Here is a 13,496-nt window from a genome sequence, read left to right on the forward strand (position 1 = left end):
GTCAATCGATTAGATAACTACGACTCGTTTTCAGAAAGTGCCTGCTTGATAAAAGAATAAAGTGATAATCCAACTCCCATAAGGGCGCCAACTAGCACAAAGATAACTTTTGTTTCTAACCAAGCATCTAGTTTGAATCCAATAAAAATAAATAAACCAATAGTAGCTCCCATCTGGCTAGCCATACTAGTATATTTCAAAAAATTAACTGACTTTTTGGACTTTTTTGTTGCGCTCTGTTCCTGAAGATTCTCCTTGTTGTCCATGTTTCTTTTGCATTAGAGGAGCTTTTCCCATTACAGAAGCACCATTAAAGACAGCACCATCTTCAATAATTAATTTATTGGTAAAGAGATTACCGACTACTGTTCCAGAACTTTGAATGTGTAATTTTTCTTTTGCAGTAATGTTTCCTTCTATTTTACCTTCAATTAAGATGCTTTGACAAGTAATATCTCCAGTTATTAAGGCATTTTTTCCAATAACGACTTTAGCTTCACTATCCAAACTTCCTTCTAACTTCCCATCAATTCTAATATCAGTCTTAGAAGTCAAGTTTCCCGTAATAACAGTTCCAAAAACAAGACTATTATGAGCAGATGAAACAGCTACTTTAGACGAATTATTTTCTTTTTTTGCTCCAAACATAAGATTATGATTATACAAGACCAACAGATTGATCTCTCCTTATTTTATAATGTAGTGCTAAAAGCCACCACTTCTCCTTTTATTGTACACACCAAAGTACAAGAAGCTATTTTTCTTGTTATTAAGGTTACAATAACAGAGATTTATACAAAAAACAGTACAAAACCTTGCTAAGTCAGCAATCCAAAAAGTATTAATTTTTAGATTTCCCCATTTTTTTAGGAGACAAGGTACAATGCATTCTTCTGTCCTCCATTTTTGGTGGATAATCAGGAAAACCAATCCCCTCTAGTTCTGCAACAAATCGTTTTAAAAGATCTCTACCTCTGTCTTTAAATACAATGGTACGCCCTTTAAACTGAACATAAGCTTTTACCTTAGCTCCTTGTTCCAAGAATTTTTTAGAGTGTTTTAGTTTGAATTCAAAATCGTGATCATCTGTATTAGGACCAAATCGAATTTCCTTTACAACGACCTTTACCTGCTTAGATTTGAGTTCTTTTTCTTTTTTCTTTTTCTCGTACAAGAATTTCTTATACTCAATAATCTTACAAACAGGAGGAGAAGCCTTCGGAGAAATTTCTACCAAATCCATTTCCATTTTAGTAGCATACTCCAATGCTTTTGCTGTTGGGAAAACACCAGGTTCTAATTCTTTGCCTGCTACTTTGCTGATCTCTTTAAAATTATTGCCAACCAAACGTATTTCAGGTACTTTTATAAAAGCATTAATTCTATGTTCTGGTAATGTGCTTTTTCTTTTAAAGTTGTTTCTTCTATTAAATTTTTTAGCCAATACAGTTCGTTTTGTTATTAAAAAAGGTGATAATACCTATAAGTTGTTTTTATTTGAATAAAGTTAAAAACTTTAGCTTTATTCAACAAGATATTCAATTAAATATCGCTCTTTTTTTGAAAAAAAAGCGAAATACGACCGTAAAACGAGAGAATACGAGCAAGGTCAACTCAAATTTTGTTTTTTATAATTTATTCGTCTCCTCTGTTTCACTTAGCCCTAAATATTAATTTGGCGATTAAAAAAGGAAACTATCTTACCTTTTCTAACCGCCAAATCATTTAATTTTTTTGCTATAATTTCCTAAATAGATTATTTAGGTTCAAAACCGAGTACAATGTTAAAGGCACCATAATCGGTCATTTTTTTGCTGCCATTTAGATGAGGTTTGTCAAAACCAATACCATAATCAAACCCAAGGGTTCCAAACATTGGTAAGAACACACGAACCCCCGCTCCAACAGAACGTTTTAACTGAAATGGGTTATAATCCTTAAACTCAGACCAAGCATTTCCTGCCTCCGCAAAAGCCAATACCCAAATTGTTGCACTAGGATTTGGAGAAATCAAGTAACGCAATTCCATTGTAATTTTGTTATAAATTGCTGCCCCCTGTGCATTCGCCGTTGATACATCATTGATAGGATCACGATACCCTCTCAAAGAAATAATGTCTTTTCCTTGCAATCCTTGGAAGTTAGAAATACCATCTCCTCCCAACTCATAACGCTCAAATGGTGACAAGCCTACATTAGCATTGTAGAACCCTAAGAAGCCCATTTTGATGCCTACTTTTACCACAAAGTTTTTCACAATTTTGCCATACCATTCTGCCAAGAAATCCCATTTGTGATATTCTAATAATTTGAATTTTTTAGCAGGGTCCATTGCCGCATAATCTGCTGCACTCTTATCGTCAAACAAAGAGTAAGGAAGGGTTAACTTTAGAGACAATGAAATATTTGATCCTTTTTGAGGAAAGATTGGATTATCAATAGAGTTTCTAGAAATCGTTTGACTCAAACTCAAGTTGTGAAAAGAACCAGTTGGAATTTCAAAATCATAACGGCGCAACAAGTCCATGTTTTGATAATTCAAGCTAATCTGATACACAAAGAAATCATCTGGAAAACGCAAACGAGTTCCTAAACCAACAGAAGCACCTGTGATTTGCAAACGTTGAAAAGCAGAACTTTCTTGACTATACCCATTGTTAAAATTGGTATGATAAGCAGAAAGAGTAAACGAATTGGGTTTCTTCCCTCCCAACCAAGGTTCTGTAAAAGAAAAGTTGTACGATTGGTAAAAACGACCATTGGTTTGTACTCGTAATGACAAACGTTGACCATCTCCTTGTGGCAATGGATTCCAAGCTTCTGGATTCAATAGGTTTCGCAAAGAAAAGTTATTAAACGTAACCCCTAGTGTACCAATAACACCACGACCTACACCTCCCCAACCCGCAGAAAGCTCTAGCTGATCCGATGGACGTTCTTCTACTATATATTCAATGTCTACTGTTCCTCGCTGAGGATTCACAGGAGTGTTAATTTGTAAATTTTCAGGATTAAAATAATTCAGCGCTGTCAATTCTCTTTGAGAACGAATAATATCTGAACGGCTAAATTTATTGCCTGGTAAGGTTCTTAATTCACGGCGAATCACATGCTCATGTGTACGGTCATTTCCCTTGATAATTACATTGGCAATAATCGCCACAGGACCTTCAGAAATACGAATTTCCAAATCCACAGAATCTTCACGAACTCCTTTTTCAATAGGCTCTGCACGGAAAAACAAATATCCATTATCCATATAAAGCGTACTGATGTCTCGCCCATTTCTATCAAAATTCAATCTTGTTTCGATCAATTCTGCATTATATACATCCCCTCTTTTGATGCCCATAATATTATTGAGGATACGATCAGAATAAGTCGTATTTCCTCTAAATACAATATTGCCAAATCGGTAAGTAGCTCCTTCATCAATATGAATATCAATGTGCATTACTTTACGATTCTTTTTCTGAACCAAATAAACAGAATCCTTGGTGATGATTGCATCTCTATGCCCTACATTATTATAGGCATTAATCAAGTTCTTTTTATCGGTTTCATACTCCTTTTCTATAAATTTAGAAGGTTTAAAGATTGCCCAAATATTGTTGCGTTTGGTTTCTTTCATAGAGCGGTACAACTTGCCTTTTTTCATTTTTTCTACTCCATGAAAATTAATTTTGGCAATGCGTACTCGTTTTCCTTTTTTGATGTCAAAAATCCAACGAACAGAGTTTTTCAAAATCTTATCTTCTTCCTCTGTTACTTCAATTTCTACGTCCAAAAAGCCTTTTTCTACATAGATTTGTTTCAGAGCTTGAATAGCATGCAACTTCATAGCAGGGGTAGCAGCTCTACCCTTTTGCAAATAACGTTTAGTAGCTGCATTGGCATCATCGTGCTGCCCTTTAGGTATTCCCTTGTATCCATGACGAGCAAAACGAGGATATTCTTGCACTGCAATTTCTAAAAAGACAATATCTCCAATTCGTTTCTGAATGTTAATGTTAACATCCACAAATAAGCCTTGTTTCCATAGCTTTCGAATAGCTTTAGAGATTTGATCACTAGGAATACGAATCGTTTTTCCTACTGTTAGCCCTGACAATGCAATAATTCCATTTGCGTCTGTATAATTTGCCCCAACAACTTCTATCCCCCCAATCTCATAGGTTTGAGATGTTTCATAATCAATCAATGGAGCAGGCTCTAATGAATCTACTTTTTCTTGCGCCCAAACAGCTTGGTTAGACCATAGCAACAGAACACATACCACACTAAATAACCTCTGAATCATAATATTTTTTATAATAATAACAAGTACCAAACCTTCAACGGTTATATCTTAGACCAAGATACACCCCCTTTGATTTTTATCCGTCAAATAGTTAACCAAAAAACAGCCGATTTACATACCCTATAGAACATTGAATCCATACCTGATGCCAACTCTGTTTTTTACTCAAACCTATAAACGATGAATTTCGCACAAAAGTAAGGTAATCTAATAGCAATAAGAAAATATATCTCTTAAAATAGTAAAAAAGCAGGTACTTATTTTTTTATAAACTCCCCTCCTTAAAAGATATTATCTCCTTAAGCCTCATTATTATTAAGAACAAAAGCTTATAGCACTAATTATTTTTGTTCTTTGCCAACTCAAAGAATCATTATTTTTAATTTATTTTTTAATCATGATGATCACAAAGCAACATTCATGAAATAATTGTTTCGTGACCATCATTAATCTTTACGTTTTAATACTCCAAACCAATTGCTTGCTGTTATTTAGGCTCTACCCCCAATACAATATTAAATGTTCCGTATTTAGTAATGTCCTTTACTCCGTCCAAACCAGGTTTGTCAAAACCCAATCCATAATCAAAACCAAGGGTTCCAAAAGCAGGTAAAAAGACCCGAATCCCCAATCCAGCAGAACGTTTTAAATTAAATGGATTATAATTTTTAAAATCCGACCAAACATTCCCTGCTTCTGCAAATGCCAATACCCAGATCATAGCACTAGGATTCGGAGAAATCAAGTAGCGAAATTCTACACTAAATTTATTATAGATGGCGGCACCATTCGCATTGGCTGCCAAATGCCCCACGTCATACCCTCGCAAAGAGATAACATCTTTTCCTTGTATCGTTTGAGGATTAGAAATTCCATTGCCTCCCAATTCATAACGGTCAAATGGAGTTAAACCGATATTGGGATTGTAATACCCCAAAAAGCCTGCTTTTAGCCCCAACTTCACCACAAAATTCTTAGCCAATTGCCCATACCATTCACTGATAAAGTCCCATTTGTGGTATTCTACCATTTTGTATTTTTGTGCCTCGGTCATTGATGTATAATCTGAAGTGCTTTGATTCGAAAATAGCGAATAAGGCAGCGTTAAACTTAAGGTCAAAGCGATGTTAGAACCTTTGGTTGGGAAAATGGGGTTGTCAATAGAATTTCTTGACAGGGTTTGGCTAAAACTTAAGTTGTGATAAGTTCCTGAGCTAATATTGAGGTCGCCCCATCTTAATAAATCCATTTTTTTATAATTAACACTGGCCTGATAAACAAAAAAATCATCTGGAAAATTCAAGCGTGTTCCCCAACCCAAGGTCACCCCAGCCACCTGAAAACGCTCCAAAGCAGAACTTTCTGGAGTATATCCATTTGAAAAGTTAGAATAATAAGCCGATAGGGTTAGCGAATTGGGCTTTTTGCCCCCCAACCAAGGCTCTGTAAAAGAAAAATTATACGATTGATAAGCAGGTCCATTGGTCTGTATCCGAAACGATAAGGTTTGACCATCCCCTGCTGGCAAGGGGCTCCAGGTCTCAGGTTTTAAAAATTGTCGCAACGAAAAATTGGTTAATTTTAACCCTACTGTACCAAAAACCGTTGATCCTCCCCACCCCGCAGACAATTCGATTTGATCCGACACTTTCTCTTCAACAACATATTCAATATCTACGGTCCCTTTTTCAATATTAACAGGAGTATTAATTTGTAAACTTTCGGGATTAAAATAATTCAGAGCGATTAGTTCTCGCTGTGATCGAATCAAATCTGATCGGCTAAATTTATTGCCTGGTAATGTTCTCAATTCTCTACGGATCACATGTTCACTGGTTCTGGAATTACCTGTTATCGTTACTTTTCCAATCGTTGCTATAGGTCCTTCAACCATTCGAATTTCTAAATCTATTGAATCTCCGTTCACACCTTTCTCAATTGGATCCGCTCGAAAAAACAAATAACCATTGTCCATATAAAGCGTCTTAATATCTCGTCCGTTTCGGTCAAACTCTAGCCGAGTATTCATCAAACTGCTGTTATAAACATCTCCCTTTTTAATGCCCATAATATTGTGCAATATTCGATCAGAATAAGTGGTGTTCCCCTTGAACGTAATATCCCCAAACCGATAGGTATTTCCTTCGTCTATATGTAGGTCTATATGCAAGACTTTTCGATTTTTTTTCTGGACTAAATACACCGAATCTTTAATAATTTTAGCATCTCTATTTCCGATTTCATTATAATAGGCAATTAGATGTTGTTTGTCTGTTTCATAAGCTTCTTTTATAAACTTAGAAGGCTTCAACAAAGCCCAAATATTGTTGCGTTTAGTTTCTTTCATAGAACGGTACAATTTGCCCTTTTTGACCTTTTTTAGCCCATGAAAATTGATCTTTTCAATACGAACTCTTTTGCCCTTTTTGATGTTAAAAATCCATCGAACAGCATTCTTAAAAATAGCATCCTCTTCTTCTTCTACCTCAATAGATACCTCCAAAAATCCCTTTTCAACATACAGCTCTTTTAGGGCAGAAATAGCTTGTTTTTTCATCGCAGGAGTTGCGGCCTTTCCCTTGTGCAAATAGCGTCTAGTAGCTGCATTGGCATCATCATGCTGCCCTTTTGGAATCCCCTTATAAGCATGCCTAGCAAAACGGGGATATTCTTGCACTTTAATCTCTAAAAAAACAATATCTCCAACCTGTTTTTGAATGTTGATTCCTACATCGACAAACAAGCCTTGTTTCCAAATTTTTCGAATCGCCTTAGACAATTGATCGCTTGGAATCCGAATTGCTTCCCCTACTAATAAACCCGAAATAGCAACAATTCCTTTGGCATCTGTATGCACCGCTCCAACTACTTCTATTCCGCCAATTTCATAGGTTTGTGCTGTCTCATAATTTACTTGATTTGGTCTTTGAGAACTATCTTCTGATTGAGCCCAAATAAAAGGTTTTACCAATAACAATAGTAGTGTTATAGCAATAAGAATTCTTTTTATCATAATTATTTTTATAATAAAATATACATTATATAATAATATAACTATCTAACCAATAGCTATACTTTTAGTAAAAAAAAGTGGAAATTTTACGCTGTGTTGTTGTTCAAATTTATAAACGCTAAGCTTCTAAAAAAGGTAAGGTAGTTGTGCTTAATATTTTTTAGTTTTTCTGCTAAAAAAACAAAATGCATTGCTCATCAGTTAATTACAGAAGCCCTTAAAATGAACAATAATTACTAAAATAATGCTTCAAAACCATCTAAAACTATCTTTGTAACAATAACTTGGGAACTCTTTTCTATAAGCGCTTTTTCAACTGCTTCTAATATTGTATATTCGCAACAAACACTTGTTCAATTTTCTATAAAACAAATTTAATATGGCTTTACAGACCGTTCCAACTGTTGACTATCACGATTTTATATCTGGAGACCCTCAAAAAAGAACTCAGTTTATTCAAGATTTGGGAGATGCATTTTCTCAAATAGGGTTTGTCGTTGTAAAAAATCACGGAGTATCCGAAGAATTGCGCCAAGAGCTTTTCCAAGTTTCCAAAGATATTTTTGACCAACCTCAAGAGATCAAACAAAAATATGAGGATTTAAATAATGGTGGACAAAGAGGCTATATCTCTAAAGGTAGAGAGACTGCAAAAGGTGAAAAAGTACCTGATTTAAAAGAATTTTGGCATATCGGACAAGAGGTCACTGACGAGCCTGCGTTGAAAGCTGAATATCCCAACAACATTTGGATGGATGAAGTTCCTGCTCTAGAAAGTACAGGGGTAAAAGTCTATACAACTTTTGAACAAACAGGTCGTAATTTGCTTCGTGCGATTGCGCTTTATTTGGATTTGGACGAACACTACTTTGATGCTAAGATTCATAACGGAAATAGCATATTACGTTTGTTGCATTACTTCCCTGTTGAAAATATAGATGAAGTAGAGGAAGGTGCTGTTCGTGCTGCTGCCCATGGTGATATTAATCTGATTACATTACTTATGGGCGGATCTGCCAAAGGCTTGCAAGCTCAAAACTCAGCGGGTGAATGGGTAGATGTTTCTCCTAATGAAAATGAAATTGTTATCAATATTGGTGATATGTTACATCGCCACACCAATGGGCGTTTAAAATCAACGATTCATCGTGTTATAAACCTAGACAAAGAGTCTATGCGTTTCCCAAGATATTCCGCTCCCTTCTTCTTGCATCCTAGAAGCGATATGGATTTGTCTTGTTTGCCCAACTGTGTTACCGAAGAAACACCAAAAGGTTACGAAGATATTACAGCAGGTCAATTTTTGGATGAGCGCATCCGTGAATTAGGACTCAAATAAGCAACTTATTTTAGGAGTTATGGGCAAGCCTATAACTCCTATTTTTTTAGCATTACTGTTCATAAACCCGTAATGTTACGGATATTCTTCGGTTTTTGAAACGGACAAAATGAGGTACTTCATGCGTCCAAGCTTTGTTCGTATCCCAAGGAATAATCACAACTGTTCCATTCTTAACCACAAAGTCTTGATACCCTTTGCCCCTCCAAGGACGAAAACGAAAAATGCGCTCTTCTCCCATCGAAATGGTTACAATTGGAGTGCCAACCAACAAGCCCAATGGGGAGTCCCGATGAGGACCAATGTAATGTTTTTTTTCTCCTTCGTACCAATTTAATAGTAAGCTGTTCATCTGTGGATGAATTTGTGCTTGGCACCAATTCTGAAAAGGCTTTAAACTTGTTGTAATGGGTAAGGAATTTTGTTTAGACCCCGTATAGACATAATCAAAACCATACGCTTGTTGCCAACGGGGCGTTGGTATTTCTTTGCCTAAAATCTTGACAAGGTGGTATTCTTTAGGGTGCAAATCCCATAACGCCTCAAAAGAAGGAAGAGATGCCAGAAAATCTTCAGGAAGTTGTCCTATAAAAATAGAATGGGTAGCATCTAGTTGCTGTTCCTCAAACAAGTTCTTATTCATAAACTATTTAAATTTGGCTTATAAAAATAATAGTTCGTTGATTTTTATTTCAAAAAATCAACGAACTATGGTAAAACTTAGTTGAGTGTTTCTAGTTACACTAAGTTAAGTATTTTATTTTAATAACCCTGCATTTAGTATCATTTTAAACGGAGTAATGTAGGGCAAAACATTCCATTCAACAATTATGAAAGGTATCAAACGAGCATTTGACCAGATGGTTCAACTTAGTGAAGCAGATTGGCATTTTTTTGCCTCCAAGCTTCAAAAGAAAGGCGTACCCAAAAAAAGTTTATTGCTAAAACTTCAACAAACCGAACAGCAGCTTTCTTTTTTAGAACGTGGAATGGTTCGTTATTATATCCCCAAAGAAGAAAATGATTTGACCTTTGGTTTTTCTTTTGAAGGCGAATTTGTCGCTGCCTATGATTCTTTTCTAACACAACGTCCCTCCCATTACCAAATAGAAACACTCGCCCCAACTGTTCTCTGGCAAATCTCCCATCAGGATTTACAGGAAGTTTATGCGCAGACCCAACAAGGAATAGAAATTGGGCGCTTAATGGCCGAGCAGTTATTTCTAAAAAAATCAAAACGGGAACTGGCTTTGCTCAATCAAAGTGCCGAAGAACGCTACTTGAATTTATTTGAAGAACGCCCAGAGTTAATTCTCCAAATTCCTCTAAAATATATTGCTTCTTATATTGGAATTACTCCCCAAGCATTGAGCCGAATCCGCAAACGAATTTCTTAACTTGGGTTCATTGTTTAGCGTTGGTTTTAGGTTTATTTTTGTAAAAAATTAAGGATAAACTTAAATCATAAACCTGATGAAGCCATTGATTGTTTTACTCGTTTCCTTTGTATTTGCGCTGTTCATACTGCGTTATAAAAAAAATACAAGCCCCTATACCTTAGCCGCACAAATCGCCATGGCAATAATGCTTTTGTTTACCTCTATTGGTCATTTTGCTTTTGCCAAAGGGATGGCGCTTATGCTCCCCGATTTTATTCCTATGAAAATTCTTGTTATTTATGCTACAGGTGTCTTAGAAGTGCTCTTTGCCATTGGCTTATTGATTCCTAGCATTCGCCCCTTGGTTGCTTGGCTAATTATCTTATTTTTTATAGGGATTATTCCTTGTAATATAAAAGCGGCATTAGAGCAAATCAATTATCAAACGGCTGCTTATGATGGTCCTGATTGGACGTACTTATGGTTTAGAATTCCATTGCAAGTTTTTTTTATAGGATGGGTTTATTTTTCTAGTATTTATAATAAAAATGGTTCTTTGACAACCCGAACAGAGCTTGCGACCTCACGAACAGAGTGAGTAACAAGGCTCACGTAGTAATCACGCAGAACCCAGCTTGCTGGCTCACGAGTGATAACGAACCGACCTCAGGGAGCTCATAAGCGCTAGCACACTAGCTAACCTAGCAGCGAAGATAATCGTGTAGTAAACACTAAAAACTACTTTTTTAGAAGAAAGTAATAGGTCGTAAGTCGTATGCCCTGTATTTACAGGAACTAAGCATACGACTTACGACCTATTACATATAACAAAAGTAGTAATAAGCAGGCAAGGTAGTTTACGATTTCACACGATTTGCCAAAGAACGATAAAAATTAGCCAATCAACATCAATAAATACCCCAATACAGCTCCCCCAATTACAATCCACATGGCATTGATTTTTTTGACACCAAAAATTAAGAAAGCACTAATAAGACCAATGGTCCAAGCTCGCCAATCTGGTGTCCAAGAAGCCGTTACAAAAAGCGTTTCTCGTCCCATTTCAATCAACACGTTGACCATGACAGCCAAGGCAGCAACATTAACAGAATCCAGAAAGAAGCCCAAAGGTTTAGATGTTCTCATCTTAGGCACCAAAGGATTGAGTAACCAAACAAAGAGGAAAGAAGGTAAAAACATCCCCAGCGTAGCGGCAATGGCTCCTGCCCAGCCTCCCATCTGATAGCCAATAAAGGTAGCCGTTGACAAAACGGGACCTGGTGTAAATTGCCCAGCAGCAATGGCATCAATCAATTCTTGACGGCTTAACAAGCCATTCATCACCAATTCTGCATCCAAATACGCAAACAAAACATAGCCACTGCCATAAAGAATCGCTCCAACTTTTAAGAATGTCCAAAAGATGGTCGTTGCTGTTATTTGGGCGGTCAACGCACCTCCCGTTTGTAAAAATAAAATTGGGAAAAAAGATTTGGGGCTTTGGAGCCATTCCTTTTTTGCGGTAAAAAATAGCGTACCAAAAACGCCTGCCAACAACAAGGCTAAAATTTCATTCACCCCCATCAAACTCACCACCAACACAATAAAGCCCAAAATTCCTAACGCTCGACTTTTTAACGCTTTTTTACTCAATTTATAAATTGCAGAAGCAATAATCGCCAATACAGCAGGTTTGATTCCAAAAATAAAAGGTGCAGCAGCGGGCAATTCGCCATATTCCACATACAAACTGGCAAAAATTCCTGTTAAGACCACAGCTGGAAAAATAAAACAAATCCCTGCTACAAAAAGCCCAGGTACCCCAGCACGTTCATGCCCACAATGCATGGTCATTTCAGTAGAGTTTGGTCCTGGAATAAGATTGGTTGCTCCCATCAAATCTAAAAAATGCTGGCGACTCATCCATTTTCGCTTCGTAATTAACTCCTCCTCCATCATTGCCACATGAGCAGCAGGTCCCCCAAAAGCAATACAACCTAACTTAAAAAACACTTGAGCAACTTCTGCTAAGTTTCCTTTCTTATTTTCCATAATCAACAGCGTATTATATAATGTTGTAGATTTCTGCGCAAAAATAAACTATTGTTGAATCAATTCTAATTTTACTCGACGATTTTCAGTCAATTCTTTTTTGGTAATGGCTGCACCGTCTCCATACCAACTTACTTCAATCCGTTCTAGGGGCACTCCATATTTTATTAGATAAGTTCGTACCTGCTCTGCTCGTGCTCTAGACAATTTATTATTGTAAACATCGTCATTCTTTGCCGCAGCATAACCATTAATTTTAAGCCTAAAAAAAGAACATTGCTGGAGTTGGCCTGCTATTTTTCTTAGCAGGAGTTTACTCTTTGTATCCAAAACAGGAGAATCATAATCAAAGATAATATCAGGAAATTGTTTCCAACAGGGGCTCTTGGGTTCTTTTTTTGTTCCAACAGGATTCCAATATATTTTTGACAACGTATCCATATCATAATAATAAGATGGATCTCTTTTTAATATTCCTGTACAAAAGTTGGGATTTTTATGACTGTGCAATGAGCCCATTTCTATAAAAACAGCTGAATCAAAAATGGGATTGCCATGATCGGCAATTGCGATTTGCAAACGATGGCGTTTATTGGGCACTACAGGATATTGAGCTTTTAATACCTTGGTAAAACCATCGTACTGGATAGGATAATTGGCTGAATTAGTACTTGCTTTTGTGGCATTATAACGCTTTGCCATTACCAATTGATGCGTTGAGGTTTTCTCTACAATTGTATCGACTGCTAAAAGAGGTATTGGATCGACAGAAGCACAATTATTAATATAATAATGAGGCGCTTGTACAGGGTTAATTGTTTGAACCGTTACCAATTCATCAGAGGAAGGCAAACGAGCAAGGTTGACTTGTTTTCCATCTGGCAAGGTGAGTATAAAGAATAACTTATCGTGTAAACCAGCATGAATAAATTCGGGATAATCCTCAGAAGCAAACACAAAATTAAACGAAATGTACTCAGAATTGGGATAAAAGTCAAATTGCAATATAGCAGCATCATAAAGTTCTGCTTGATTTATTTTTTTTACGATCCGATGCTTTTTTTTGTAATGAATGGTCGTCTTTCCTACATTGTCATTCGCTTGGCTAGCATCGGTTGCTCGCCCTGTTGATAAAATCAGCCCATGAGACATTTGAAAAATTGAATCCGCCTTCTCAAAAGATCCAATGGCACAGCGTTTTCCTCTAAAACGTACCCTTTTGATGCGTACTTCAAAGCCTTTTAAGTCCTGACGAATTGTTTTCTTAAGCTTTTTTAAGCGTTCTACTTTGAACCCTTCATTAGCTTGCCCATAAATTAGAGGGAAAGTACCAACAAAAGATAGTATTATAAAGAAAAATTTCATCATAGCTTAAAATTATTTCTTCTAATAAAAGGAGTTGGAGGCGTTACA

Annotated in this window: 12 protein-coding genes; 4 read left to right on the forward strand and 8 right to left on the reverse strand. The window is 36.4% G+C overall.

Features of this window, described 5'->3' with window-relative positions:
* Positions 1 to 17: 17 nt before the first annotated feature.
* Together AsAng_RS13235 and AsAng_RS13240 are read right to left on the reverse strand one after the other, a co-directional pair.
* A complete protein-coding gene (locus AsAng_RS13235) occupies positions 18 to 266 on the reverse strand; it encodes an AtpZ/AtpI family protein (RefSeq protein WP_264793275.1) in 249 nt (82 codons plus the stop codon).
* On the reverse strand, positions 205 to 648 hold the full coding sequence (locus AsAng_RS13240) for a bactofilin family protein (RefSeq protein WP_264793276.1): 444 nt from the start codon (positions 646 to 648) through the stop codon (positions 205 to 207). Before AsAng_RS13240 ends, AsAng_RS13235 begins: the two co-directional genes overlap by 62 nt.
* Positions 649 to 654: 6 nt before the next feature.
* Between AsAng_RS13240 and AsAng_RS13245 the strand changes: the two genes are divergently transcribed.
* A complete protein-coding gene (locus AsAng_RS13245) occupies positions 655 to 822 on the forward strand; it encodes a hypothetical protein (protein ID WP_264793277.1) in 168 nt (55 codons plus the stop codon).
* Positions 823 to 841: 19 nt separating this feature from the next.
* Here the strand turns inward: AsAng_RS13245 and infC are convergent, their stop codons facing one another.
* The 3 genes from infC to bamA (AsAng_RS13260) form a co-directional block, all read right to left on the reverse strand.
* Complete coding sequence (gene infC / locus AsAng_RS13250; RefSeq protein ID WP_264793278.1) at positions 842 to 1,444, reverse strand: translation initiation factor IF-3; 603 nt, start codon at positions 1,442 to 1,444, stop codon at positions 842 to 844.
* Positions 1,445 to 1,756: 312 nt separating this feature from the next.
* The gene (gene bamA / locus AsAng_RS13255; RefSeq protein WP_264793279.1) at positions 1,757 to 4,300 is read right to left on the reverse strand and encodes an outer membrane protein assembly factor BamA; all 2,544 of its coding nucleotides are present in this window, start codon (positions 4,298 to 4,300) and stop codon (positions 1,757 to 1,759) included.
* 487 nt (positions 4,301 to 4,787) lie between these two features.
* Positions 4,788 to 7,313 carry an outer membrane protein assembly factor BamA gene (bamA, locus tag AsAng_RS13260; RefSeq protein ID WP_264793280.1) on the reverse strand — a complete coding sequence of 842 codons (2,526 nt, stop codon included), beginning with the start codon at positions 7,311 to 7,313 and terminating at the stop codon, positions 4,788 to 4,790.
* Between the two features lie 379 nt (positions 7,314 to 7,692).
* On the opposite strand from bamA (AsAng_RS13260), the gene AsAng_RS13265 reads away from it, so the two are divergent.
* On the forward strand, positions 7,693 to 8,652 hold the full coding sequence (locus AsAng_RS13265; protein WP_264793281.1) for an isopenicillin N synthase family dioxygenase: 960 nt from the start codon (positions 7,693 to 7,695) through the stop codon (positions 8,650 to 8,652).
* A gap of 52 nt (positions 8,653 to 8,704) precedes the next feature.
* On the opposite strand, the gene AsAng_RS13270 is transcribed toward AsAng_RS13265, so the two are convergent.
* A complete protein-coding gene (locus tag AsAng_RS13270) occupies positions 8,705 to 9,295 on the reverse strand; it encodes an alpha-ketoglutarate-dependent dioxygenase AlkB (protein WP_264793282.1) in 591 nt (196 codons plus the stop codon).
* A gap of 187 nt (positions 9,296 to 9,482) precedes the next feature.
* Between AsAng_RS13270 and AsAng_RS13275 the strand changes: the two genes are divergently transcribed.
* Entirely contained in the window at positions 9,483 to 10,049 is a 567-nt protein-coding gene (locus tag AsAng_RS13275; protein ID WP_264793283.1) for a Crp/Fnr family transcriptional regulator, read from the forward strand.
* Between the two features lie 76 nt (positions 10,050 to 10,125).
* The gene (locus AsAng_RS13280; protein ID WP_264793284.1) at positions 10,126 to 10,629 is read left to right on the forward strand and encodes a DoxX family protein; all 504 of its coding nucleotides are present in this window, start codon (positions 10,126 to 10,128) and stop codon (positions 10,627 to 10,629) included.
* A 296-nt stretch (positions 10,630 to 10,925) separates the two neighbouring features.
* Here the strand turns inward: AsAng_RS13280 and chrA are convergent, their stop codons facing one another.
* Together chrA and AsAng_RS13290 are read right to left on the reverse strand one after the other, a co-directional pair.
* A complete protein-coding gene (gene chrA, locus AsAng_RS13285; RefSeq protein WP_264793285.1) occupies positions 10,926 to 12,083 on the reverse strand; it encodes a chromate efflux transporter in 1,158 nt (385 codons plus the stop codon).
* 48 nt (positions 12,084 to 12,131) lie between these two features.
* The gene (locus AsAng_RS13290) at positions 12,132 to 13,451 is read right to left on the reverse strand and encodes an OmpA family protein (RefSeq protein WP_264793286.1); all 1,320 of its coding nucleotides are present in this window, start codon (positions 13,449 to 13,451) and stop codon (positions 12,132 to 12,134) included.
* Positions 13,452 to 13,496 lie beyond the last annotated feature (45 nt).

Origin of the sequence: Aureispira anguillae (genome assembly GCF_026000115.1) — a bacterium.
GTDB lineage: Bacteria > Bacteroidota > Bacteroidia > Chitinophagales > Saprospiraceae > Aureispira > Aureispira anguillae.

Bases quoted from the DNA above. Each gene is read 5' to 3' on its own strand.
- AsAng_RS13270 (WP_264793282.1), bottom strand. From the start codon at position 9,295: ATGAATAAGAACTTGTTTGAGGAACAGCAACTAGATGCTACCCATTCT.
- AsAng_RS13290 (WP_264793286.1), bottom strand. From the start codon at position 13,451: ATGATGAAATTTTTCTTTATAATACTATCTTTTGTTGGTACTTTCCCT.
- AsAng_RS13265 (WP_264793281.1), top strand. From the start codon at position 7,693: ATGGCTTTACAGACCGTTCCAACTGTTGACTATCACGATTTTATATCT.
- AsAng_RS13240 (WP_264793276.1), bottom strand. From the start codon at position 648: ATGTTTGGAGCAAAAAAAGAAAATAATTCGTCTAAAGTAGCTGTTTCA.
- AsAng_RS13275 (WP_264793283.1), top strand. From the start codon at position 9,483: ATGAAAGGTATCAAACGAGCATTTGACCAGATGGTTCAACTTAGTGAA.
- AsAng_RS13245 (WP_264793277.1), top strand. From the start codon at position 655: ATGATTATACAAGACCAACAGATTGATCTCTCCTTATTTTATAATGTA.
- AsAng_RS13235 (WP_264793275.1), bottom strand. From the start codon at position 266: ATGGACAACAAGGAGAATCTTCAGGAACAGAGCGCAACAAAAAAGTCC.
- bamA (WP_264793279.1), bottom strand. From the start codon at position 4,300: ATGATTCAGAGGTTATTTAGTGTGGTATGTGTTCTGTTGCTATGGTCT.
- AsAng_RS13280 (WP_264793284.1), top strand. From the start codon at position 10,126: ATGAAGCCATTGATTGTTTTACTCGTTTCCTTTGTATTTGCGCTGTTC.
- bamA (WP_264793280.1), bottom strand. From the start codon at position 7,313: ATGATAAAAAGAATTCTTATTGCTATAACACTACTATTGTTATTGGTA.
- chrA (WP_264793285.1), bottom strand. From the start codon at position 12,083: ATGGAAAATAAGAAAGGAAACTTAGCAGAAGTTGCTCAAGTGTTTTTT.